General features: G+C 41.5%; 19 protein-coding genes. 13 read left to right on the forward strand and 6 right to left on the reverse strand.

Features of this window, described 5'->3' with window-relative positions:
* Positions 1 to 123: 123 nt before the first annotated feature.
* The 6 genes from E2R65_RS01045 to E2R65_RS01070 all read left to right on the forward strand — a co-directional run bounded on the left by E2R65_RS01045 (position 124) and on the right by E2R65_RS01070 (position 6,802).
* A complete protein-coding gene (locus E2R65_RS01045; protein WP_134334623.1) occupies positions 124 to 1,164 on the forward strand; it encodes a porin in 1,041 nt (346 codons plus the stop codon).
* A gap of 65 nt (positions 1,165 to 1,229) precedes the next feature.
* Positions 1,230 to 1,811 (forward strand): DUF4468 domain-containing protein, encoded by a 582-nt coding sequence (locus tag E2R65_RS01050; RefSeq protein ID WP_158285188.1) that lies wholly within the window; start codon positions 1,230 to 1,232, stop codon positions 1,809 to 1,811.
* A 171-nt stretch (positions 1,812 to 1,982) separates the two neighbouring features.
* Positions 1,983 to 2,792: an energy transducer TonB gene (locus E2R65_RS01055; RefSeq protein ID WP_134334625.1), complete on the forward strand. Its 810-nt coding sequence runs from the start codon at positions 1,983 to 1,985 to the stop codon at positions 2,790 to 2,792.
* Positions 2,793 to 3,013: 221 nt separating this feature from the next.
* Positions 3,014 to 5,242 carry a phosphoribosylformylglycinamidine synthase subunit PurL gene (gene purL / locus E2R65_RS01060; RefSeq protein WP_134334626.1) on the forward strand — a complete coding sequence of 743 codons (2,229 nt, stop codon included), beginning with the start codon at positions 3,014 to 3,016 and terminating at the stop codon, positions 5,240 to 5,242.
* 1 nt (position 5,243) lies between these two features.
* On the forward strand, positions 5,244 to 5,636 hold the full coding sequence (gene gloA2 / locus E2R65_RS01065) for an SMU1112c/YaeR family gloxylase I-like metalloprotein (protein WP_134334627.1): 393 nt from the start codon (positions 5,244 to 5,246) through the stop codon (positions 5,634 to 5,636).
* A gap of 41 nt (positions 5,637 to 5,677) precedes the next feature.
* Positions 5,678 to 6,802 (forward strand): TlpA disulfide reductase family protein, encoded by a 1,125-nt coding sequence (locus E2R65_RS01070; RefSeq protein ID WP_134334628.1) that lies wholly within the window; start codon positions 5,678 to 5,680, stop codon positions 6,800 to 6,802.
* A gap of 10 nt (positions 6,803 to 6,812) precedes the next feature.
* On the opposite strand, the gene E2R65_RS01075 is transcribed toward E2R65_RS01070, so the two are convergent.
* Complete coding sequence (locus E2R65_RS01075; protein WP_134334629.1) at positions 6,813 to 8,591, reverse strand: chloride channel protein; 1,779 nt, start codon at positions 8,589 to 8,591, stop codon at positions 6,813 to 6,815.
* A 69-nt stretch (positions 8,592 to 8,660) separates the two neighbouring features.
* Here E2R65_RS01075 and E2R65_RS01080 point away from each other — a divergent pair, with 69 nt between their 5' ends.
* A complete protein-coding gene (locus E2R65_RS01080) occupies positions 8,661 to 9,842 on the forward strand; it encodes an AIR synthase related protein (protein WP_134334630.1) in 1,182 nt (393 codons plus the stop codon).
* Between the two features lie 130 nt (positions 9,843 to 9,972).
* Here E2R65_RS01080 and E2R65_RS01085 read toward each other — a convergent pair whose 3' ends face one another.
* Positions 9,973 to 13,314 carry a TonB-dependent receptor gene (locus E2R65_RS01085; protein WP_134334631.1) on the reverse strand — a complete coding sequence of 1,114 codons (3,342 nt, stop codon included), beginning with the start codon at positions 13,312 to 13,314 and terminating at the stop codon, positions 9,973 to 9,975.
* 332 nt (positions 13,315 to 13,646) lie between these two features.
* Between E2R65_RS01085 and lpdA the strand changes: the two genes are divergently transcribed.
* On the forward strand, positions 13,647 to 15,035 hold the full coding sequence (gene lpdA, locus E2R65_RS01090; protein WP_134334632.1) for a dihydrolipoyl dehydrogenase: 1,389 nt from the start codon (positions 13,647 to 13,649) through the stop codon (positions 15,033 to 15,035).
* Positions 15,036 to 15,115: 80 nt separating this feature from the next.
* On the opposite strand, the gene E2R65_RS01095 is transcribed toward lpdA, so the two are convergent.
* Entirely contained in the window at positions 15,116 to 16,759 is a 1,644-nt protein-coding gene (locus E2R65_RS01095; RefSeq protein ID WP_134334633.1) for a carboxylesterase/lipase family protein, read from the reverse strand.
* Between the two features lie 115 nt (positions 16,760 to 16,874).
* Here E2R65_RS01095 and E2R65_RS01100 point away from each other — a divergent pair, with 115 nt between their 5' ends.
* Together E2R65_RS01100 and E2R65_RS01105 are read left to right on the forward strand one after the other, a co-directional pair.
* Positions 16,875 to 17,159, forward strand: a complete 285-nt coding sequence (locus tag E2R65_RS01100; RefSeq protein WP_134334634.1) for a SelT/SelW/SelH family protein — start codon at positions 16,875 to 16,877, stop codon at positions 17,157 to 17,159.
* A gap of 64 nt (positions 17,160 to 17,223) precedes the next feature.
* On the forward strand, positions 17,224 to 17,661 hold the full coding sequence (locus E2R65_RS01105) for an RrF2 family transcriptional regulator (protein ID WP_134334635.1): 438 nt from the start codon (positions 17,224 to 17,226) through the stop codon (positions 17,659 to 17,661).
* Between the two features lie 20 nt (positions 17,662 to 17,681).
* Here the strand turns inward: E2R65_RS01105 and E2R65_RS01110 are convergent, their stop codons facing one another.
* Together E2R65_RS01110 and E2R65_RS01115 are read right to left on the reverse strand one after the other, a co-directional pair.
* Positions 17,682 to 18,950, reverse strand: a complete 1,269-nt coding sequence (locus E2R65_RS01110) for a hypothetical protein (protein WP_134334636.1) — start codon at positions 18,948 to 18,950, stop codon at positions 17,682 to 17,684.
* 320 nt (positions 18,951 to 19,270) lie between these two features.
* A complete protein-coding gene (locus tag E2R65_RS01115; RefSeq protein WP_134334637.1) occupies positions 19,271 to 19,990 on the reverse strand; it encodes an RluA family pseudouridine synthase in 720 nt (239 codons plus the stop codon).
* Positions 19,991 to 20,178: 188 nt separating this feature from the next.
* Here E2R65_RS01115 and E2R65_RS01120 point away from each other — a divergent pair, with 188 nt between their 5' ends.
* Complete coding sequence (locus tag E2R65_RS01120; protein WP_134334638.1) at positions 20,179 to 20,715, forward strand: hypothetical protein; 537 nt, start codon at positions 20,179 to 20,181, stop codon at positions 20,713 to 20,715.
* Between the two features lie 64 nt (positions 20,716 to 20,779).
* Here E2R65_RS01120 and E2R65_RS01125 read toward each other — a convergent pair whose 3' ends face one another.
* Complete coding sequence (locus tag E2R65_RS01125; RefSeq protein WP_134334639.1) at positions 20,780 to 21,790, reverse strand: glutamine synthetase beta-grasp domain-containing protein; 1,011 nt, start codon at positions 21,788 to 21,790, stop codon at positions 20,780 to 20,782.
* A 568-nt stretch (positions 21,791 to 22,358) separates the two neighbouring features.
* Between E2R65_RS01125 and E2R65_RS01130 the strand changes: the two genes are divergently transcribed.
* On the forward strand, positions 22,359 to 23,861 hold the full coding sequence (locus E2R65_RS01130) for a malate:quinone oxidoreductase (protein WP_262712252.1): 1,503 nt from the start codon (positions 22,359 to 22,361) through the stop codon (positions 23,859 to 23,861).
* 161 nt (positions 23,862 to 24,022) lie between these two features.
* A complete protein-coding gene (locus E2R65_RS01135) occupies positions 24,023 to 24,973 on the forward strand; it encodes a glycosyltransferase family 2 protein (protein WP_134334641.1) in 951 nt (316 codons plus the stop codon).
* The last annotated feature ends 117 nt before the right edge of the window (positions 24,974 to 25,090 follow it).

Here is a 25,090-nt window from a genome sequence, read left to right on the forward strand (position 1 = left end):
ATTATTAATTGATAAAAATCTTGGCATTATAGTGATATAGATAGAATTTTAGATATATCTTTTTTTTTAAAACGCAATCAAACAACAACTAATAAATTAATCACTAAATTTTAATCCCTTATCATGAAAAAAAGACTTTTACTTTTATCATTCTTTGCTGTTTCAGTTTTTGCAGCCAGTGCGCAGGACACTACCAAGGCAGATCCACCTTTAACCATCTCCGGTTCGGTAGATACTTATTACAAGTATGATTTTTCTGGTGTTAAAGTACCGGGTAACAATGGCGCTTTAACAGGCACATCAAACATCCAAACAAGTTTTGCCAACGAACAAAATTCAGTATCAATAGGTATGATAGATCTTGCCCTGAAGAAAAAAGTTGGTAAGGCTGCATTTGTAGGTGAATTAAGCTTTGGCCCGCGCGGTTCTTACCAATCGATAGTAACCGGCTCTAACGGCGAAACTTTTAATATTCAAAACCTATACGTTTCGTATGATGTAACTGATAAGTTTAACCTAACAGCGGGATACATGGCAACTTTTGTAGGCTATGAGGTGATATCGCCGGTTGGCAACTTTAACTATTCTACCTCATATCTTTTCACTAATGGCCCATTCCAGAATGCAGGCCTTAAAGCCACCTATGCATTTTCTGATAAGGTTAGCTTGATGGCAGGTATCTTTAATGATAACTGGAACACATACCTCTCTACGCATGACGTATCAACGTTTGGTGCACAATTATTTATTAGCCCGGTAAAAGGCTGGACAGCTTATTTGAATGTATTATCAGGCGCTTCGTCGGGTACAGAATTTGATTTAACAACTGCATACCAAATAACAGATATGTTTAAACTGGGGTTAAATGCTGCCGACTTTAAAACAGCAACTGGCGGCAACGGCTTTAGCGGTGTGGCACTTTACCCACAGGTTGTAGCAAGCAAAGCTGTATCATTTGGCTTAAGGGGCGAATACTTTAAATTGAAAAATGGCGGCCCTAACGTTAAAGCAATCACTTTAACATCAAATATTAAAGCCGGCCCTTTAACATTTATTCCCGAAGTAAGATTAGACAGCTGGAATACAGAAGCATTCCTTAAAAGCGACTTCACTCCAACCAAAAAAGCCTCACAATTTGTATTTGCTGCGGTTTACGCTTTCTAATAGTGTTAAACAATTCATTTTTCTTAAGCCATCCGTATAACTTACGGATGGCTTATCTTTATCCCATGAAAAAAATATTTTTTAGCCTGTTAGGTGTACTCTGCGCCCATATAGCATGGGCACAAAAAGATTCGTTGGCATTTGATGAAGGCAACAACTATATTTATTACCGGGTTATTGATAAACCGGCCCTATCTGCCGATACCTTATATAATAGAGCGTGGAATTTTGCAGTTAAATTTAACCCTGCCGTTAAACCGGGCAAAGGTAAAGCCGATAATACTTTAAATACCTCATCAAAACTAATTGTTTACAGCGGCATATCCTTAGTTAGGAAAGAAGGCGGAGAGATAGCTTACACCATCAATATTCAAACTAAAGATCAGAAATACCGTTACCGCATCAGCAATTTTATTTTTACGCCGTACCAGCGCAACCGCTTTGGCAATATGGTACCGGTGCCCGGCATCGAAATTCCCTTAGAAAAACTGGCCGCAAAGTATGGCAAAAAAGAAACCGAAAATTATCTAAATCAGATAGGTACATTTTGCGTTAACACTTCTGCCAGGCTAAAGCAAGCCATAGATAAGCAGCCTTTAACCCCAAAAACAGAGGCTGTAAAAAAGGTATCCACCGAAAACTGGTAACCGCAGTTAGCACAACACCTACCAAACAGAATATAATTTGCATTAAAACACTATTTACAATACAAAAATTGCATATAATTATATATTCAGTATAATATATTGTAAAAATTCAAATTTATACAATATATTATTTGGCAAATGCGTTAATTAGTAAAATAAAATTTCAACGCTATGCTTAACACAAAATTTAATTTATACAATCCCGATTGGATCGAGCTTGTATTTGCTGACAGAAACAAAAACTATGGCGCCTTTGAATTAAGGCAACATTATGGTGCCAGAATGGTAAAAGCTATGGGGATAGGGTTTGCTGCTGTAATTGCAGCTGCGCTATTGTATAACTTTTCGTTAAGAAAAGTTGTTGAAAACATCCCACCTATAATTATAGAGCATACCGTTGAAATGAATAAGCTTAAAATTGAAAAGCCTGTTGAACCCAAGCTGACTCAAAGTAAACCTCAGCCTCATGTAACAACTCAAAAATACACCTCATTTGTGGTCACCAGCAAACCGGTCACAGAAAATCCTCCCGTGGTTGATCATCTTGTTGAAGCAATAGGGCCGGCTAATGTTAAAGGCGATGATAAAGCTCCGGTTGATGATCCGGCACCGGCAAGCAACGGTACGGGCAATACTCCGGCACCCATAGTAGACAATACAGAGCACAGCACAGGAACGCTCGAAATTATGCCTGAGCCTGTTGGGGGAATGAATGCGTGGTCTAAATTTTTAAACCGCACTTTAAGGTTTCCGCCGTCAGCGCAGGATGCAGGTGTAAGTGGCCGTGTAATAGTGAGTTTTGTGATAGAAAAAGATGGGCGGTTAACAGATATTACCGTAGTAAAGGGCGCAGGCTATGGTATGGATGAAGAAGCTGCAAGAGTTTTAAAACTGGCTAAACCCTGGAAACCGGGCATTCAAAATGGCAGCCCTGTACGGGTAAGATATACCATACCCATGAATTTTCAATTAAGTGAATAAGTGATGAATAGAATTTCGTAAGAATTTATTTGTTTAGTTGTGTAATGGCGATGGGTGCAATCCATCGCCATTACACGTTTAAGGTGCGCTTATTTCTTGAATATAAACGTATAGGTTTGTCATTTACCAGTAGGTGTTACCGCCTTTAAACTCCTTTTTCCTTTCGTGCTTTAAGCTTTTTTCCTAATTTTGCGCATCCTTTCAACATAAACAACAATACATTGGAGAACCAGGAATTAACCACCGTTGAAACCGCCCGCGATCTGGGACTTTTACCCGAAGAATTTGAACGCATACAAGAGATATTAGGCCGTGTGCCCAATTTTACCGAGCTATCTATCTTTGCGGTAATGTGGAGCGAACATTGCTCTTACAAAAATTCCATCACCTGGCTTAAAACCCTGCCAAAAGACGGCCCCCGTATGTTGGCTAAAGCTGGTGAAGAAAATGCGGGACTGGTTGATCTTGGTGACGGCATTGGTTGCGCATTTAAGATAGAATCACATAACCACCCATCTGCATTAGAGCCCTACCAGGGCGCTGCAACTGGTGTTGGCGGTATTAACCGCGATATATTTACGATGGGTGCAAGGCCTATCGCCCAGATGAACTCACTCCGCTTTGGCGACCTCAATCTGGATAAAACCAAATGGCTGGTTAAAGGCGTTGTAAAAGGTATTAGCCATTATGGCAATGCCTTTGGTATCCCAACCGTAGGTGGCGAACTTTTTTTTGATGAGTGTTATAATATTAACCCATTGGTTAACGCATTCTCTGCAGGTATTGTAAAAGAAGGCGAAACCGTTTCTGCTACATCATACGGTGTGGGCAACCCGGTTTACATTGTAGGTTCGGCAACGGGTAAAGATGGTATCCACGGTGCGGCATTCGCATCAAAAGATATTACCGAAGATTCGGTTAATGATCTGCCGGCAGTGCAGGTTGGCGACCCTTTTCAGGAAAAGTTATTATTAGAAGCTACGCTTGAAGTAATAAAAACCGGCGCTGTTGTAGGCATGCAGGATATGGGGGCGGCAGGCATTATCTGCTCAAACTCAGAAATGAGCGCCAAAGGTGAACATGGTATGATCATCCATCTCGACCGTGTACCCATGCGCCAGGAGAATATGAAACCTTATGAGATCTTACTTTCCGAATCTCAGGAACGGATGCTGATTGTGGTTGAAAAAGGTAAAGAAGCTTTGGTTGAAGCTGTATTTGATAAATGGGATCTTAACTGTGCGATTATTGGTGAGGTTACCGATACGCAGCGCCTGGAATACTTTATGAATGGCGTTAAAGTGGCCGATGTGCCTGCTGATGACCTTGTTTTAGGCGGCGGCGCCCCGGTTTACGAACGCGAATATCGCGAGCCTGCCTACTTTGCAGAAAATCAGAAATTTAATATAGATAATGTTGCACAGCCTGCCAACTTAGTTGATGTGGCCGAGCACCTGATAGGCCATGCTAACCTGGCATCAAAACGTTGGGTAACCGACCAGTACGATTCAATGATCGGCACGGCTACCATGACCACCAATCGCCCAAGCGATGCGGCTGTTGTGGCTGTTAAAGATACGGATAAGGCAATTGTTTTAACCTGCGATTGTAATTCGCGCTATGTATATGCCGACCCTCAAAAAGGCACTGCAATTGCCGTTGCCGAAGCTGCACGTAATATTACCTGTGCAGGCGGCGAGCCGGTAGCCATTACCAATTGCTTAAACTTTGGTAACCCATACAAGCCGGAAGTTTACTGGCAGTTTGTAGGCGCCATTAAAGGTATGAGCGAAGCCTGTACAAAATTTGAAACCCCCGTTACAGGTGGTAATGTAAGTTTCTACAACCAATCATCAGATGAAGGGCCGGTATTCCCAACGCCAACTATTGGTATGCTGGGCGTAATGGATGACCTGGATAACCTGATGACCCTGGACTTTAAACAGCCCGGCGATCTGATCTATCTTATTGGTGAATCTGTTAATGATATTGCATCATCACAATACCTGGCATCTTACCACAAGATATTAGCAGCTCCGGCACCATATTTTGATCTGGATAAAGAATATGCGATGCACCAAGTAGTGAAGCAACTTATTAAGCATAAGGTTATCCAGTCGGCACATGATGTGGCTGATGGTGGTTTATATATTGCGCTGGTTGAATCGGCTATGCCGAACGGCCTGGGCTTTGATGTAGAAACGGATAGCAGTATCCGTAAAGATGCTTTTTTGTTTGGCGAAGCACAAGGTAGGGTAATTGTAAGTATCGCACCCAACGATCAGGAACGTTTTATAGAAATGATGGCTACCAGCGAAATTGAATTTAGCCTTTTAGGTTCTGTAAACGGTAGCGGCAACACCAATATAGACGACGAGTTATTTGGAAACATGACCGACATTAAAATGGTACATGACAATGTATTACACGTTATTTTAGGCGACGAATAATATGCTGAAGCTGAACAGGATACACCACATTGCTATCATTTGTTCGGATTACGGGCGGTCTAAACATTTTTATACCGAAATATTGGGTTTCAAAGTAATCCGCGAGGTTTACCGTGAAGCAAGAAAATCATACAAACTCGATCTGGAGGTTAACGGACTGTACCAGATCGAGCTTTTTTCGTTCCCCGGCCCACCACCTGCAAGGCCATCCCAACCCGAGGCCCTCGGCCTTCGTCATTTAGCATTTGAGGTAGATGACATAAAAGCGGCTGTATTGCATTTAAATAAATGCCATGTGGTTACCGAACCCATCCGCATAGATGAAACCACCGGCAAAAGCTTCACCTTTTTTACCGACCCAGACGACTTACCGCTGGAACTGTATGAGAATTAAGGCCTGATGAGTATCTTTATAGCAACATTACCTGATGAGCTATGAAAAGATCTGTTTTGCTGGTAACAATGTTATGGCCTGCCTTGGCGTTTGCCCAACAATCCGCATATACCATAAAAGGTGATGTTAGATCTTTTAAAAAAGGCGACAGGATCTTTCTCTCTTACAAAGAAAATGGCAAACAACATCTGGATTCTACCGTGGTTAAGAATGGCGCATTTACTTTTAAAGGTACAATCGCCGGCTTGGGTGTAGGCTACATCTGTAGAAATGACAACCCTGCATTTGCCAATTTTTTGTATGATTCTGCCACAATTTTTGTTCAGCCGGGTGATATTTTGGTTACCACAACTGATTCTTTACTGTACGCCAATGTTAGCGGTACAAAATTAAATCAGGATAACTCCGAACTCGAATCAGCACTAAGTGAATTATCAAAACAGCAAAGAATCAGTGCAAATAAATTTGATGAATTAACGCCGGAGCAGCAGGCCGATAATAAATTTACAGGCGCCCTGTTAGAAGAAGATAACAGGATATACCATGCGATGGAGCCTATCAAATTTGCCTTTATAAATGCCCATCCCAATTCGTACGTTAGTTTATTAACCTTAGAACGTATGGTGAACCGTTCGCCCCTTAAGTTAGTTGCAGGTGCTTTTGAAAATCTTTCGGCTGAAAATAAAACGAGCCCGTTAGGCAAAGCCATTGGCACTGCAATTAAGGCAGCAAAACGGTCACAAATAGGTGTTACCGCCCCGGCTTTTACGTTGTTAAGCGCTACGGGCAAGCAAGTGAGTTTGTCTGATTTTAAAGGGAAATACGTATTAGTAGATTTTTGGGCATCCTGGTGCGGCCCATGCAGAGATGAAAACCCTAACGTAGTTGCTGCTTATGAAAAGTACAACGCTCAAAACTTTACGGTATTAAGTATTTCTATTGATAATAAAAATGCGAAGGATGCCTGGTTACAGGCTATTAAACAAGATAAATTACCTTGGGCACAGGTAACAGATAACTACAAGCCCGCGGCAATGGTAAAAGATTTGTATGGGATAACCACCATCCCCGCAAACGTATTGATAGGCCCATCCGGAAAAATAGTTGCCAAAAACATCAAGGGTAACGAATTACACACTACCCTGAAAAGGATATTAGATAAATAAATCCCCCCATTTACCGTGCAAATATATCTGCCTGTTTATGCTGGCTGATAATAACTTCCCGGTACTTATTTAACAAGGCCGATTTGGAAATAAAACCTATAAATACACCATCTTTTACAACAGGTAACTGCCATACATCCAAGCCGTCAAACAACTCCATAACGCTGCTTACCGGCTGAGTATAATCAATTACAGCAGGTGGGGCAACCATAATATCAGCAACCGTATCTTCCTTACTTATTGTTTCGAACATATGCTTACGGATCTCATCCATCCAAACCACACCTTCCAGGGCTCCCTGGCTTGTAAGCACCGCAAAAATATTGGCCTGGCTGTTTGCTAATATGCTGTAAAAATCGCTTACAGGCATTTCCTTGCTTATCACCTTAAATTGATGGTTAATAATACTATCTAAAGTTATCTGGTTAAGCATGCCATAATCCTGGCCGGGGTGTATATTTTTTTCGTGGATCAATTCGTGCCAGTACATATTATGCTTGCTAAACATGCGCGATATGATGTATGACATGGCAGATACGATCATCAGCGGGATAAACAGCACATACCCGCCAGTTATCTCGGCTATTAAAAATATAGAAGTTAAAGGCGCGTGCAATACACCGCTTAATGCCCCCGCCATGCCTACCGCTATAAAGTTACTTGTACTTAAATGCACCAGCCCGGTTTGGTTTACCGCAAAGGCTACAAACAGGCCCAAAAACGCCCCTGTAAACATAGTTGGCGCAAAGGTACCACCATTCCCGCCCGAGCCTATGGTGATGCCTGCCGCAATTATCTTCATTAATATTAAGGCAGCAATAAATAGCAGCATAAGCCATGGGTTAGATAACCACTGGCTAAAAATGGTTTCTTCTTTAAGTACTTCCATATTTCCGTTCAGTATTTCCTGCAGGTAATGGTAGCCCTCGCCAAAAAGCGCAGGGAAAATCATCAGGATCAGCCCGAGGATCAAACCACCGCCAACAGCCCTTACATAACGGTTTTGCTTTAAAAATATCCCTTTCTCTAACTTTCCTGCTACTTTGGTAATGTAAACGGCGGTCCAGCCGCATAATACACCTAAAATAACATAAAACGGCAAAGCCGTCATTACCCATCCATCGGTAACCAGGTGAAACAGCTGGCGCGAGTATAAAACCTTAGCAACCACCACACCCGTTGCAGATGCTATAAGCAATGGAATAAAGGTTGGTATCGTTATCTCGCCTATCAATATTTCTAAAGCAAACAACACCCCGGCAATGGGGCTGTTAAATACGGCTGCAATACCTGCCGAAGCCCCTGCGGCTATCAATACCGTTTTTTCGTATGGGCTTAAATTAAAAAGCCTGCCAACATTTGAACCGATGGCTGCCCCCGTACAAACAATAGGTGCTTCCAGCCCCGATGAACCACCAAAACCAACAGTGAGCGAACTGGTTACCAAATGCGAATAAATATTATTAGAGCGGATGTTGGAGCGGTTCTTCTTAATATTGATCAGTATGTTGCCTATCCCCTTTTGTATCTTATCCCGGTTGATAAGATGCTGCCAGGCAACCGTTAACAAAATACCGAATGCGGGTAAAAACACGTAGATAATATGAAATGGCAAATGAGATGATATATTACGGCTCAGATCCTCCATTAAATGCACCAAAAACTTTAACGCTACCGCTGCAAGGCCGCCAATTAAGCCCACAAAAACGCTGCAATAGATCAGGAAATTACGCTGTGTATTTTTTTTTAAGCGCCAGCGCGTAATTTTATAACTGATAGAATTTAACATAGGAAAGAATGAAAAGTGGCAATGTAATAATTTTAACGCTTAAAATATTTGTAAGCAGTATATTTGCCCATGACTTCTCCGCAAAGATATGATCAACGGGGCGTATCTGCATCAAAAGATGATGTACATAATGCCATTAAAAACATTGATAAAGGGATCTTCCCAAAAGCATTCTGTAAAATAGTACCTGATATTTTAACAAACGACCCGGCATATTGCAATATTATGCATGCCGACGGCGCCGGTACAAAATCATCCCTGGCCTACACCTACTGGAAAGAAACCGGAGACATATCGGTATGGCGCGGTATTGCACAGGATGCTATTATCATGAACCTTGACGATCTGCTTTGCGTAGGCGCAACCGATAATATTCTGCTATCATCAACCATTGGCCGGAATAAAAACCTGATACCCGGCGAGGTGATAGCCGCTATTATCAACGGCACAGAAGAAATACTGGCCGAATTACGTGACGCTGGCATTGGCATCTACTCTACAGGTGGCGAAACTGCCGATGTGGGCGACCTGGTGCGCACCATTATTGTAGATTCGACCGTTACCTGCCGCATGAAGCGTGAAGATGTAATATCAAACGACCGCATTAAACCAGGCGATGTGATAGTAGGTTTAGCCTCATACGGCCAGGCCACTTACGAAAAGGAATACAACGGCGGTATGGGCTCAAACGGGCTTACATCTGCCCGCCACGATGTGTTCAATAAAACTATCGCCAATAAATACACCGAAAGCTTTGACCCTGCCGTTCCGCAGGACCTGATTTTTAGCGGCAGTAAAAACCTTACCGATAAAATTGACATTGGCAAAGGCGAAACAATTACCGCAGGCAAACTGGTGTTATCAGCAACACGTACTTATGCCCCTATTATTAAAGCTATATTAGATAAATATCGCAGCCAGATAAACGGCATGGTACATTGCAGCGGCGGTGCACAAACCAAGGTATTGCACTTTGTAGAAGATCTGCATATCATTAAGGATAACCTCTTCCCTATCCCGCCTTTGTTTAAGTTGATTCAGGAAGAATCTAACACCAGCTGGCAGGAAATGTACAAGGTATTCAATATGGGCCATCGTATGGAACTTTATGTAGCGCAGGATATAGCGGAAGATATTATTACCATATCAAAAAGCTTTAATGTAGATGCACAGATCATAGGCCGTGTAGAAGCTGCCGATAAAAAGCAGGTGACGGTAAAATCACCTTACGGCGAATTTGTCTATAATTAAAAAAAATATATTCAATAAAAAGAGGCTGTACGAATAAAATCATACAGCCTCTTCTTATGATACAGTATATACAAAAATGGGGGTGTTTCGAAATCGAAACACCCCCATTTTAATTTATAGTTACTTACTATTAGTTAAAGATATAACGTACACCTATCTGCGCCTGGAAGCGTGAGGCAATATTAATATCATTTCTGTATGATGACTGTAAAGGGACAGCGTTTGTAGCATCCAGGTAAGGGAATGCATAAGTTGGCCTGTTATCCGCATTTACACCCATGTAACGTAAAACCGGTGCAGCACCGTTGTTGAAACCGGTAAATGAAGTTTGGTATGTACCCCAGTTCCTGTTCAGCATGTTGGTGAAGTTAATTACGTCAAAAGTAAGCTGTAGGGTGTTTTTAGTTTTGCCTGCGCTAACATAAAAATCTTGTGCAATGTGCAGATCAAGCCTTTTATAAGTAGGTAAAATAGCACCGTTTCTTTCAGCGTATTTGCCTCTGTTAGCATTCAGATATTTATCCTGGCTAATAAAGTTATTTAACTGATTCCATAACTGGCCTGCAGTACGGGTATCGGTTGATCCGTTAGGAACAAGAACGATATCTGCCTGTGTTTTTGGAATGTACATTAAATCGTTATTAGCACCATCATTATTTAAATCACCGATAGCAGCATTGCTGTTACTTGCAACTGTATAAGATACAGCACCATTATTAGATGCTTCGAATACAAGGCCTATAGTAGTAGCTGCGTTTTTGAAGTATTGTTTACGGTAAGATAAGGTAGCAATAATACGGTTTGGCTGTACGTATGAGCTGTTAGACAAGTTATCGCCGTTAGGGTTACCGGCAACATACCTGGTGCTCCAGATGGTAGCCGCAGTTGATCCGCCGTCATTAACATCTTTTGATTTGGTATAAGTATAAGCTGCACTTGCCGCGAAACCATTTGTAAAGCTTTTTTGTAACTGGCCGGTAATAAAATAAGAGAAGCCTTTGCTGGTATTCCTCATATAGTACAAACCTGTAATATTAGGGTTTGCAGCTGTGGTAGGGTTTGTAGCAGTTGGGGCTGTTGTATTTTTTGAATTATAACGGATCTGACCTTCAGGGCCTGCAAGAGTGGTAAAACCATCAGAAACCACCAGGTTTTGATGATATATCGCCTGCAGATCTTTTGTGTAAGCACCTTCAATAGTACCAATAACACCACCAGGTAATTTTTGGTCGATAGCAAGGTTGGTCCTCCAGATCTTTGGATACCTTAAGTTAGGGTCTGCAACGTTCAATTCATAAGAATTATTAGCTGCGCCTGCTGTTGGGCGGTTTGCGTTAACATCCGGTTTAAATATTAACTGATCATTTTGTGCTGCAGTATTGGTAGCTGCGCCTTTAACAATGGTGTATGATCCAAACAGCAAGCCATTGTTGGATGCCTGGTTAGAGATCCATACAAAAGGAACCTGGCCGGTAAACAAACCGGTACCACCACGTATCTGAGTGGTTTGATCACCTTTAACATCCCAGTTAAACCCTAAACGCGGAGAGATCTGCACACGGTTTTTAGGTAATTTTGATACATCAACCTGTGTACCGCCCTGGAAAGTTAAAGCAGCTGCATTAGCATTTGGTGCCAATGAACTTGGGAATGCCGAATAATCAGCCCTTACACCATAAGTTAATTTAAAGTTATCAGTTACATTATATTTATCCTGTACATAAACGCTGTATAATGATGCCTTAATTTTTGCATAAGGGAAATCGTTACCCACTGCAGAATAGCGCAGTGTGTAAGCAGCAGCAGGCAAATCGTTCAGGAAATCTGAAGCTGAATTATAAGTGTACAAACCGTTATAGTTAGGCGCAAAACCGTTAACATAGCTTTGGATCTGGTTGCTTGTACCTATAGTAATTTCGTGCCTGCCTTTGTATATGGTAAAATCATCAGCAAATTGCCAGATGTTTGTGTTTAACAAGTTACCTGCGGTAAACAACTCCGAGCCGAAGCTGGTAGCCGTTGCTGTAGCACCTGTAGTAACCGCACCTGTTGCAGTAGTAACACCGTTACCAATATCAACCATAGGCACAGAACCATTACCCAAAAAGTTACGGAAATCTCTTAAAGCAGAGTATCCAACTGTTAACTTGTTAGACATGGTATTGCTGATACGGGTGTTTAACTCAACTATACCAATATTAAAGTTATTGTTGATAGTATAACCCGAACCAAGGAATGGCAATGTATTGATGCCCGGCGCACGAGTGGTACCAAAACCAACACCTGCGTTAGTAATACCTGAATTACTTGCCGGCTGGTCTCTGAATGATTTTAAATAAAAGTATTTAGCGCTTAAAGTATTGTTCTTATCAATATTCCAGTCTAATTTTACAGTTACTTTATCACTTGAGGTACGGTATTGATAACCTTCGTAAGCACCCGGGTCATAACCAAGGCCGATAAGTTTATTTTTGATAGCATCAAGCGTAGTAGCCTGCACATTTGAAACGTTAGCACCGCTTACACCTGTTTTGCCGGCAACCCATACAGAACTTGGTGGTTGTGTAACGCGTTCCTGCTCGCCAGATACAAATAAAAACAATTTGTTTTTGATGATCGGGCCGCCTACTGCAACACCGTTAGTATGGTAATTAACCGGGGTTGGGTTTAAGTTGGTTGGGCCAACATGGTAACCTTGTAATTTTGCACCACGTGCAAAATAATAAGCAGTACCCTTTACAGTATTTGTACCTGATTTTACTACAGTGTTAACACCTGCACCTGTAAAGTTACCCTGGCGCACATCATAAGGTGCAATATCAACCTGTATCTGGTCAATCGCATCTAATGATATTGGCTGTGAGTTGGTTTGGCCACCTAATGTACCTGATAAACCGAAAGAGTTGTTAAACAAAGCACCATCAACCGTAATATTGTTGTAAGTGCTGGCGCGGCCGCCAAAAGCCAAACCATTGGCAGACGGCGTTAGCTTTGTAAAATCCTGCAATGAGCGGCTAACTGTAGGTAAATTCTCAATTTGTGAACGGGTGATGGTTTCACGCGCACCAGTGCGCGATGAATTGATAACCTTGCCTTGTGTGCCTGTAACGGTAACCTCGCCTAAACTTGTGGTGTTGTCCAATAGTTTAGTCGAAATACGCTGATCCTGGCCAATAGATAAGGTAATGCCTTCCTGAATGTAATCTTTAAATCCAATAAAGCTTACTTTAAAAATGTACGGGCCACCAACCCTTAAGTTAGGGATGTTGTAACGGCCATCTGTACGTGTAACGGTTGAATACACCGTACCTGTTGGCTGGTGTGTAATCGTTACGGTTGCTCCTGGTATCCCGCCCTGGTTATCGGTAATCACACCGTTAACAGAAGCCGTAGTTACCCCCTGAGCGTTTACATTCCCTGCAAAAAAGAGTGTAAATCCGGTCAGTAATAATAAGAGTAAAAAGTTCCTCATACTTTGTTTTTTTAATTTAACTGTTAAATGATTTATCATTAAGTGAATTATGCAGCAAAGATAAGTAATAGTGTCAATCAGTATATTAAGTTAATGTTAATAATAATTATATACTTTTCAACACTTTACACCTTATTTAAACAATAATGAAATTTTGATGAATTTTGAGTGTAATATTCATATTACAAACTATGTTTTTATGAATAAACAGTGCTTTAACAACCTATGATGATTAGCATTTAAGTTCAATTACTAAATCATTCCGTGGTTTTTCTTTTCCAGTGCTTTTTAATTAGCTTTGGCATTCCAAAATCATAAAAGATACATACTATATGGATTACGATTTAATTGTTATTGGTTCGGGCCCGGGCGGCTATGTTGCCGCTATCCGCGCGTCGCAATTGGGTTTAAAAACCGCCATTGTTGAAAAAGAATCGCTTGGGGGCATTTGCCTTAACTGGGGTTGTATCCCTACAAAAGCCTTATTAAAAAGCGCCCAGGTGTTTGAATATTTAAACCACGCTGCCGATTACGGTATCAAAACCAGCGGCGGCGAAGTTGATTTTGAAGCTGTAATAAAAAGAAGCCGCGGCGTAGCCGATGGCATGAGCAAAGGCGTACAGTTCCTGATGAAGAAGAACAAGATCGAGGTAATTATGGGTTATGGTTCTTTAAAATCAAAAGGGACCGTATCTGTAAAAATCAGCGACGGCTCTACTAAAGATTTTACAGCAAAAAACATCATCCTGGCAACAGGAGGCCGCTCGCGCGAGTTACCGAATCTTAAACAGGATGGCAAGAAAGTTATAGGCTACCGCCAGGCTATGATCCTTCCCCAACAGCCAAAATCAATGGTTGTGGTAGGCTCAGGTGCCATCGGTATAGAGTTTGCTTATTTTTACAATGCTATTGGTACAAAAGTTACCGTAGTTGAGTTTTTAGATAATATTGTGCCATTAGAGGATGAGGAAGTATCAAAGGGTTTACTCCGCATCCTTAAAAAACAAGGTATCAACATCATGACGGGCTCAACCGTTGAATCGGTAGATACTAATGGCGAGGGCTGCCGTGTAAATGTTAAAACAGCATCAGGCAACCAGGTACTGGAAGCCGACGTTGTATTATCTGCTATAGGTATCTCTACCAATATTGAAGGCCTTGGATTAGAAGAGAACGGCGTAAAAACCGATAAAGGCAAAGTATTGGTAGATGATTTTTATAAAACCAATGTTGATGGCGTTTATGCCATCGGTGATATTGTTAAAGGCCAGGCATTGGCACACGTTGCATCTGCCGAAGGTATTATCTGCGTTGAAAAAATTGCAGGCCACCATCCCGAGCCGTTAAACTACAATAACATACCGGGCTGTACGTACTGCTCGCCAGAGGTGGCATCAGTTGGTTATACAGAAAAAGCGGCTAAGGAAGCCGGATACGAGCTTAAAATAGGCAAATTCCCATTCTCGGCATCAGGCAAGGCAAGTGCCGCAGGCGCTAAAGATGGTTTTGTAAAACTGATCTTCGATGCCAAATACGGCGAATTGCTTGGCGCACATATGCTGGGCTTTAACGTTACCGAGATGATAGCCGAAATAGTTACAGCACGTAAGCTGGAAACAACCGGCCACGAGATCATTAAATCGGTACACCCGCACCCTACCATGAGCGAGGCTGTTATGGAAGCTGCTGCCGATGCATACGGAGAAGTTATTCACTTGTAACACAATCCCATTAATAAAAAGAAAACCGCTCTGGATGATTCCAAAGCGGTTTTCTTTTTATAGCTAATTTTAATCAGGTGTTATTTCAGATATTGCTGATCTAAAAATACATACCTGCCCCTTAGCTGAGGGCTTTCCTTTTCAAGCACTGTTTTAACGTTTATATTAATAAAGCTTACAGGGCCGCCCTTCATATTAGCATCCCATTTTGGCAAGGCAGGGCCGTTGGGATTGCCTGTTTTTACAAAGTTGGCAAAATAGCTTTCCATAATGGCAGATACCTTGTAATCTTCGGGCGTCCAAGCATAAACGGTATTTGTTGCCAGGTTGCCCATGGCATATTCAATTTCTGATGCATGTGCTGCACCTGCATAGGGCTGAGGCTGTTTATTAGCTTCGGGTTTAGCATCAGCGTCGCCTTTAATAACACCACCAGCCAAACCTGCTTTGGCGTTACCCATTGCCGCTGTCATGGCCGGGCGTGGTTTAGAGAATAGGTATCTATACACAGGCTTGCCGCCGGTTAAAGCATGTGCATCGGCCCATTTCCACGTACTGTAGGATATAAACCTGTCGCTGGCCAGTTCTGTGGCAGATTTGATCACTTCTACCTCGCTATTACCCGGGTACAATTTTAAAACCTCGTCAGCTTTTTCGCCGTAAAGCATTTTAACCTGGCTTATATAATTTTCCGGGGTTGGCGTTTTACCGTACATCACGGCTTGGTAGGGTATCTCTGCCGAATTCCAACCAACTAAAAGTGGTACTTTAGCCTGTTCGCCGGCTAAAAAAGACGCTACCGGCTTTTTAGTCAAAAAGTAACCATCAATCGTTGCTACCTGCATAGTTGGTGTTCCGGGCTTGGCAGCTTCGTCCAACAACTTATCTGCAGATAGCATTCGTAAATCGGCCAATGTTGCGGCCCCTGCCCTTTCGGCAAACTTCAATCCGTTCTGCTCTCCGTCAACTAATGGTATTGCGGCTAAAGTAGGTTTTATCATAGCCCCGCTCTCGCCTATGGCCCCTGCAATAAGATTTTTTGATAATGGCGATACCATCTGTGCAGACACCGCAATCGACCCTGCCGATTCGCCGGCGATGGTAACCCGCTTCGGGTCGCCGCCAAATGCTGCTATATTTTTTTGCACCCAGCGCAGGGCGGCATTCTGATCCAGCAGCCCATAATTGCCAGAGGAATGGTGTGCCGATTCTTTAGTCAATTCCGGATGGGCCATGAACCCAAAAGCTCCTAAACGGTAATTAACCGTAATAGAAATTATTCCGCGCCTGGCCATGCTTTCCCCGTCATAACGCGGCTCCGATCCATCACCGGCAACAAAGCCGCCGCCATAAAAATAAACCAGCACAGGCAGCCTGGTTTTTGACGGCTTTGCAGGCAGCCAAACATTCAGGTACAGGCAATCTTCGCTCATACCCGGCGAACGAAAATTCATATCGCCAAAAACTTTTTTTTGCATAGGGTTATAGCCAAAAGCATTACACTTGCGTACACCCTTCCAGTTATTAACCGGCTGTGGTTCTTTCCAGCGCAGGGGCCCAATGGGTGGCTGGGCAAAAGGAATGCCTTTAAAACTGTTAACACCCGATTTTTCGGTAACGCTTTCTACCACGCCATTCTCAATTTTAACTTGCTTGCCGTTTTGCGCAAATACTGTTATAAAGGCAAAATTTGCCAACAGTATAAAAAATGTTATTCTTTTCATGAAATATGTTTTATAATTGGTTGATGTTTGGATAACGGAAATTACTAAAAAATATCTGTCAAACAAGTTATTGTGTCAATTAGACATAACAGGCATCTTTACATATCTGCATATAATGAAACCAGCCATCACCATAGAATATTGCCCTAAATGCAACTGGATGCTTAGGGCTGCCTACATGGCGCAAGAACTGTTAAGCACTTTTAACAACGATATTTATGGTGTTACCCTGCAGCCCAGCGAGACCCCGGGCAAGTATAATATCAGGATAAATGATGTGGTGTTGTTTGACCGTAAAGAACAGGGCCGGTTTCCGGAAATAAAGGAACTGAAACAACTGGTAAGGGATGTAGTAAACCCTGATAAAAGCCTGGGCCACGCTGACACGAATGTTACATAAATACTATGCCTGCATATTATGTAGTACAAATTTGTTTGTGTAATTTTGTGTACTATATTTATAGATGCTATCCAAAAAAACTAAATACGCAATAAAGGCGCTGGTTGTCATGGGCAAAAACATGGACAAGCCGCCCATGCAGATCTCCAAGATCGCCGAGCTTGAAAAAATACCCAAAAAATTTTTAGAACAGATCCTGCTCGATCTTAGGAACGCCGGCTATCTGTACAGCAAAAAAGGCGCGGGTGGTGGCTACAGCCTTAATAAGGACCCAAAAGAGATTTTTTTGGTTAGTATTATGCGCATTACCGATGGCCCCATCGCTATGGTGCCCTGCGCCAGTCTTAACTTTTATCACCGGTGCGATGAGTGCCATCAGGAGCATACATGCGGTATCCGCGATGTATTTATTGAGGTGCGGGATGCTTCTTTAAAGATCTTATCAGAAACAAGCATCCATGATATTATAACCCGCGAAACTACCCTTATCAGCAGCGATTAAGGCTGTACAGACCGGGCTGTTTAAGCTAACTCATCTTCTTCATTTAACTTTTCGGATATATTTCTGATAGATTTATCAAGCAATGATGCCGATTTATGCAAATACGGCTCTATCTGTTCGTAATCCTCCATTTTGCTTTCGCTATTTTTTAAAATATCCATTATGCCTAAAATATTGGTAAGGTATTTTCTAACCTCGTGCGAATTGATAAATGCCAATTCCTCCTTTTTAGCTAAATATAAAAGCCTTTCGTAATGCCTCTTTTGTTTTACAGCCCTATATATCAATGTAATGGTTATAATAACAAGGGCTGCTGTAATTACCAGCAGTATCAGCCACAGGCGTTCGCGCTTATAAGCTTCGGCCCGTTGCAGGTAAGAATTTTCGGTTTCATCTATTTTCATCTGCGATGAAATGTTACCTACCTTACTTATCCTTAAATTATTTTCTTTTAATTCCTGTAACGCAAGTTTATAATTAGCAGATGCCAGGCGCACATCACCTTGTTTTTCTGCTATCTGGGCAAGCATATCATACAAATGAAAACGAATTTCGGGGTGGTTATCGCCGTTACTGCTTTTTAATAATTTAGCAACCACAACCTTGGCCGAATCTAACTGCTTGTTCATAAAATAAGCATAGGCAAGTTGCTGGTCATCCAACTCGCTCGGTACATACTTTTTGTCTCTTTTTAAAGCCATTATCTGGCCTATAGCAGTTACATAATCCTGCTTAAGCAGTTTTAAATAATATGCCGTACGCAGCCTGTAGGTTTGTATTTTGTACGATTTATTACCTGCATCCAGTAGCCGCTGATGATATGCAAGTAACGAATCGTAATTTTTCATCCGGAAGTAATTCTCAGATTTATTGTAAAGTATTGTTGTAGATAGCGATGCACGGCTGGCAGCCGACTCGGCAGTTAATAACGATTGGGCCTGATTAAGGTAATTAATAGATTGATTGTAAAAACCTGATTTATAATACAAATCGGAGATATTAACATCCAGCAGCGTTTGCAGATGATTGTCATTTAACTGTAATGCCTCTTTTTGGGCCAGGCGGTAACTGTAAACAGCCCCCGTAAAATCACCTGCATCTGTTTGTATAAAACCAAGATGGCTTAAAAACTGATACAACAGGTAGCTACTGTTATTTTTACGTGCAATCTCTACAGCCTGCAACATGTGCAGTTCTGCATTTTTAAGATCCCGATTTTTATGCAGGCAAATACCTAAAATAAAATGCTGTAAAGCACCCTTATCAGGTAAGTTGTAAGCGGCTAACATCTTTATAAGCGTATCCGCAGTTTCCCTGCCTTTTCCCGGCCTTATATTTTGAACATACTTCTTTACAAATCTTATTAATCTTTTTTGCTGCTCGGGTCTGCCTTTTTGCTCAATAATACTGATAAGCGTATCGCGGTTAATACGAGATGGCTGCGCATGCAAAGCACAGGTTATTAAGATGAGAAAAGCTGTTGCGAAACAAAGCTTTTTGCGCATGCAGATGTTTTTCCTATAAATTTACACCTGGCAAGCGTAAAAACAAACAATTTTTAATAATAATTACATTTTAAACACCTGTTTATGAGCGCTTAACTGTGTAATTAACTATCAAATTTATCCAGCAATTTTAATAATGTTTCAAAGTCTTTAGGGTATGGTGCATGGATGGTCACGTCTTCGCCCGATGGTAGTTTGAAGCTTACCTCATAGGCATGTAAAGCAAAACGTTTCATGATGGGTAACTCTTCCTGATCTTTACCTAAGATATATTTGCGCTTAAGCTTTGATAAAAATACCGGTTGGCCTTTATACATTTCATCACCTGCTATAGAAGCCCGCTGAGTAGCCAGGTGTATGCGGATCTGGTGCATACGGCCGGTTACCGGGCGGCATTCTACCAGCGTATAATGCTTAAAATACTTTAACGACTGAAACCACGTTTCGGCACGTTTACCTTCCTGCCGGCTAATGGTTACGTTACCTTTACCTACATTAAGTATCGGCAGGTCTATCAGCAGGTTGTCAAAAACATGGGTGCCATCAATAACGGCATGATACACCTTTTTAACCCTCCGTTTCTCAAACTGTATAGATACGGTGCGATAAGCTTCGGGATTTTTGGCTATGATAAGCGCCCCCGAAGTTTCTTTATCCAGCCGGTGACAAATCTGCGCATCATCTGTATATTGTTTGGCCAGGCGCAACATATTTACTTCGCCACCTTCACGCTCATCCAGCGAACTGATAAACGGCGGTTTATTCACCACTATTACATCGTCGTCTTCAAATAATATCAGGTCGGCAAACTTAGGGAACTTCATAGCCGGCAAAAATACGGTTAATTATTTAATTGCAATATCGCCTTGTTTAAATCAACTTTTACAGGGATACACTTTAAAAAAGCAGCCCGCTTAGTGCTGTTTTATATAGCTTTTTTTGCATTAAAACAAAATACTATTTACCAATGTTGAATAGCTAATAATAACCAGATACTTAAATAAATACAACTATGAGCACCAAAAAAACACAGCCTGAAGAAAAGGGGTTCTTTGAAAAAATTAAAGAAACCATAGAAGAATTTTGGGATGGCACCAAAGAGACTGCCGAAGACCTGAAAGACAAAGCAGAAGATAAAATTGAAGATATTAAAGAAAATGCAGCGGCTAAAAAGGCTACAGCATCTAAAAAAATAACTACGGCTAAAAAATCAGCGGTTAAAAAGGTTGATACAACCAAAAATGCAGTTGCCAAAAAGATTGCCGATACCACCGATAAGGCAAAAAAAGAAGCGGCTGATGTAAAGGTCAAAGCAACCACAAAAGCAAAGGAAGTAACTGAAAAAGCAAAAGATACTACAGCCGAAGCTAAAAAAACTGCGGCAAATGTAAAGGCCAAAGCAACCACAAAAGCAAAGGAAGTAACTGATGATGCTAAAACTAAAGTAGCCGCAGTTAAAAAAGCTGCTGCGCCAAAAGTTGCTGCTGCTAAAACAACAGCGGCCAAAACAGCTGCTACAGCAAAAAGAAAAGTTACTGCAGCAAAATAAACCAAAAAAATCCCCCGTTAATTAAATACGGGGGATTTTTATAAAAAGGTATAGGATGGTAATACTAAACTTTAGCAGTTTTAACGGTTTTAATAATAACCGCGGCTACTTTGTACGGATCGGCAGCCGAGTTAGGGCGACGATCTTCTAAATAACCACTCCAGTTATGATCTACTGCGTATAAAGGAATACGGATTGAAGCACCACGATCAGATACACCGTAGCTAAAATCGGTAATTGAAGCAGTTTCGTGCTTACCGGTTAAGCGTTGATCGTTATCAGCACCATATACAGCAATACACTCAGCAACTGCCGGGCGGAATGCCTCACAAACTGCTTTAAATTTCTCTTCGCTGTTTGCAGTACGCAATAAAGTGTTAGAGAAGTTGGCGTGCATACCAGAACCATTCCAATCTAACTGGCCTAATGGTTTGCAATGCCAGTTAATGGCAACACCATAGCTTTCACCAATTCTTTCTAATAAATAACGTGCAACCCAAATCTGGTCACCGGCTTCTTTAGCGCCTTTGGCAAAGATCTGAAATTCCCACTGGCCTGCTGCTACCTCTGCGTTGATACCTTCAACATTTAAGCCTGCTTCTAAACAAGCATCCAGGTGCTCTTCAACAATATCGCGGCCATAAGCGTTTTTAGCGCCTACCGAGCAATAATACGGGCCTTGTGGTGCCGGGTAACCACCTTTAGGGAAGCCAAGCGGTTTATCAGTTTCAGGGTCCCAAAGGAAATACTCCTGCTCAAAGCCAAACCAAAAATCATTATCATCATCCTGGATAAGTGCACGGCCATTAGATTCATGTGGCTGGCCTTTAGAATCTAATACTTCGCACATAACAAGGTGTGCATCTTTACGCTGTGGATCCGGGCAAGTAAATACCGGCTTTAAAATACAATCTGATGAACCACCCGGTGCTTGCTCGGTTGATGAACCATCAAAGCTCCAGTTATCCAAATCTTCAACTTTACCGCTAAAAGATTTAACAATTTTTGTTTTACTACGCAGGCTTTGGGTTGGTTTGTAGCCATCAAGCCAGATGTACTCAAGTTTAGTTGCCATTTTAATGATTAATTTGTAATTTTTTAAGTTTAAATATCAGTTATTTATAAGATCAGTACTTAGTTTGCAGTGCGAATTTAAATTATTTTTATAAATTTCATAGTATTGTTAATAAATTTTATAAAAATTAACAATAAACCTCTTAAAAAATTTATAAATCCGTTAATTAAGCCGCACTTTACACAACATTACTATGCTTACATAATAATTTGCTTAAATCATAAATAATGGCATTAATTAAATGGGAACGACATGCTTTTATAGTGAAATTTAAGAAGATTATACACAGTAAATCATGTATGCTTTATTAAATACCACTAAATCTACTTTAAGGAAGCATCGCGGCATGCTAAAGCAGCAGAGCATCAGCATGTTAATTAAATTACAAGCTATAATCAATATATTTTATATAAATTTTACTAAAATTGCCTTCGGTATAATAGTATAAGCGGGCACCTGCAATGTTATTTTACATTGTAATTAGTGTAAACTTTATATCATTTAATTAGTTTAAGGCATATATATCCATCAAATAATTTATTTGAATGTATCTTTAGCATTCAATAATATCATGAATAACGGCAGTAATAGTTCAAACACAACAGTTGATGTAGTTTTAGTTGGCGCAGGCATTATGAGCGCTACACTTGGGGTAATGCTTAAACAGCTGCAGCCCGACCTGACCATAGAAATTTTTGAACGACTGGATACCGTTGCGGCAGAAAGTTCTGATGCCATGAACAATGCCGGTACAGGCCATTCTGCCTTTTGCGAATTAAATTATACCCCGCAACTTAAAGACGGCTCTATAGAAATTACCAAAGCCATTAAAATTGCCGAGCAGTTTGAAATTTCTAAAGAATTTTGGGCCTTTTTAGTTGAAGCAGGATATATAGATACGCCGCAAAGTTTCATCAGCAGAATACCGCATATGAGTTTTGTTTGGGGGGATGATAATGTAGATTACCTTAAAAAACGCCGCGATGCTTTAGTGCAGCACCATTTTTTTAAAGGTATGGAGTATTCTGAAGACCATGCCCAGCTAAAAAAATGGGTACCACTGGTAATGGATGGGCGTGATGAAGGGCATCATGTAGCTGCCACTTACATGGGTATTGGTACAGATGTTAACTTTGGTTCTTTAACGCGTAGCTTAATTAATAAGCTGCAGCAAAAACCGGGTGTTACCTTAAGCCTTAATCATGACGTTAACGATATCAAGCGCAACAAAGATAATACCTGGCAGGTTAAAGTAAGCGACAGGATAAGCGGCAACAAACGCAAATTAAATGCAAAATTCATATTTGTTGGTGCCGGCGGCGGCGCTTTGCCCCTGCTGCAAAAATCGGGCATACCAGAGAGCAAGGGCTTTGGCGGTTTCCCGGTAAGCGGGCAATGGCTGGTTTGTACCAACCCGGATGTGATTAAAAAACACGATGCCAAAGTGTATGGTAAAGCATCTGTTGGCTCGCCGCCAATGTCTGTACCGCATTTGGATACCCGAATGATCGATGGTAAAAGATCATTACTTTTTGGCCCCTATGCAGGTTTTTCAACCCGTTTCCTAAAAAAAGGCTCTTTGCTTGACTTATTTACTTCTATAAAATTCAATAATATACTGCCACTGCTGGCCGTTGGCCGCGATAACATGGCTTTAACTAAATACCTCATCAGCCAGGTATTACAATCACCCGCCGATAGGCTTAAGGCCTTGCAGGAGTATTTCCCGGCAGCTAAAGACCAGGACTGGACGCTGGATGTTGCAGGCCAGCGCGTGCAGATCATCAAAAAAGATGCTCAACGCACCGGCGTTTTAGAATTTGGCACCGAGGTAGTAACCAGTGCCGATGGCAGCATCTCTGCCCTTTTAGGTGCATCACCGGGGGCTTCAACGTCAGTACCTATCATGATCGATCTGATCAGCCGCTGCTTTAAAAACAAAGCCAAATCTCCGGAATGGCAGGCTGTTTTTACAAAGATGATCCCCTCTTACGGGCAATCGCTTGTAAAGGATGAGGCTTTGGCTGATGCTACAAGGGAGAGGACAAGTAAGGTTTTGGGATTAGATTGAAAAAACTTAGTTTAATATTTAGGCCGTAACAAATTGTTGCGGCTTTTTTATTAACATCATTTCTGGTTTAAAGATTGGACTGCAACCCTTCTCTAATTTTTTATATTTTTGCAACAAAGGCGGGCGGCTGATTTGGGCAGCCCAGGCATCTACCCTATTAAATGGATATATCAGTAGTAGTACCACTTTACGACGAGGTTGAATCGTTACCGGAGCTTACCTCGTGGATAAGCCGCGTTATGGCCGATAATAATTACACCTATGAGATTGTTTTGGTTGACGACGGCAGCAAAGATGGCTCCTGGGATATGATCGTTAAATTAAAAGAGAACAATCCTTTTATAAAAGGCTTTAAATTCAGGCGCAATTACGGTAAATCGGCTGCGCTCAATATTGGTTTTGAGGCTGCGAAAGGCGATGTGATCATAACCATGGATGCCGACCTGCAGGACAGCCCGGATGAGATACCCGGCCTATACCGCCGCATAACAGAAGATAAATACGACCTGGTATCGGGCTGGAAAGCAAAACGTTATGACCCCCTAACCAAAACTATACCTACAAAGTTTTTTAATGCGGCAACCCGCAAAATGAGCGGCATCAACAATTTGCATGATTTTAACTGCGGGCTTAAAGCCTATCGCAAAACCGTAGTAAAAAATATTGAGGTTTACGGCGAAATGCACCGCTATATCCCCGTAATAGCCAAATGGGCAGGCTTTACCAATATTGGCGAGCAGGTGGTAGAGCATCGCGCCCGTAAATACGGCAAAACCAAATTCGGGTGGACGCGTTTTATAAATGGCTTTTTAGATTTGCTGTCGATATTTTTTGTGGGGAAATTTGGCAAACGCCCCATGCATTTTTTTGGCGCTATGGGTACGCTTAGTTTTTTTGCAGGTATAGTTATTGCCATTTATCTTATTGCCGAAAAATTATATGATCTGGCACATCACGTTGTGCCAAGGCAACCTACAGATAATCCGTTGTTTTACTTTGCATTAGTAGCCATTTTGCTGGGATCGCAATTGTTTTTAACCGGCTTTGTTGCCGAACTGGTTTCGCGCAACTCGCACGACAGGAATAATTATCAAATAGAAGACACGATTTAGATGTACGGATGAGAAGATTTGCGAATTTGCAGATTCGTGCTCATTTTAACACATTGTATTATTACACTTAACAACTAAACAATTCATCTGCACATCTGCATACCCGCACATCTGCAC

It is taken from the genome of Mucilaginibacter phyllosphaerae (assembly GCF_004378255.1).
Taxonomy (GTDB): Bacteria; Bacteroidota; Bacteroidia; order Sphingobacteriales; family Sphingobacteriaceae; genus Mucilaginibacter; species Mucilaginibacter phyllosphaerae.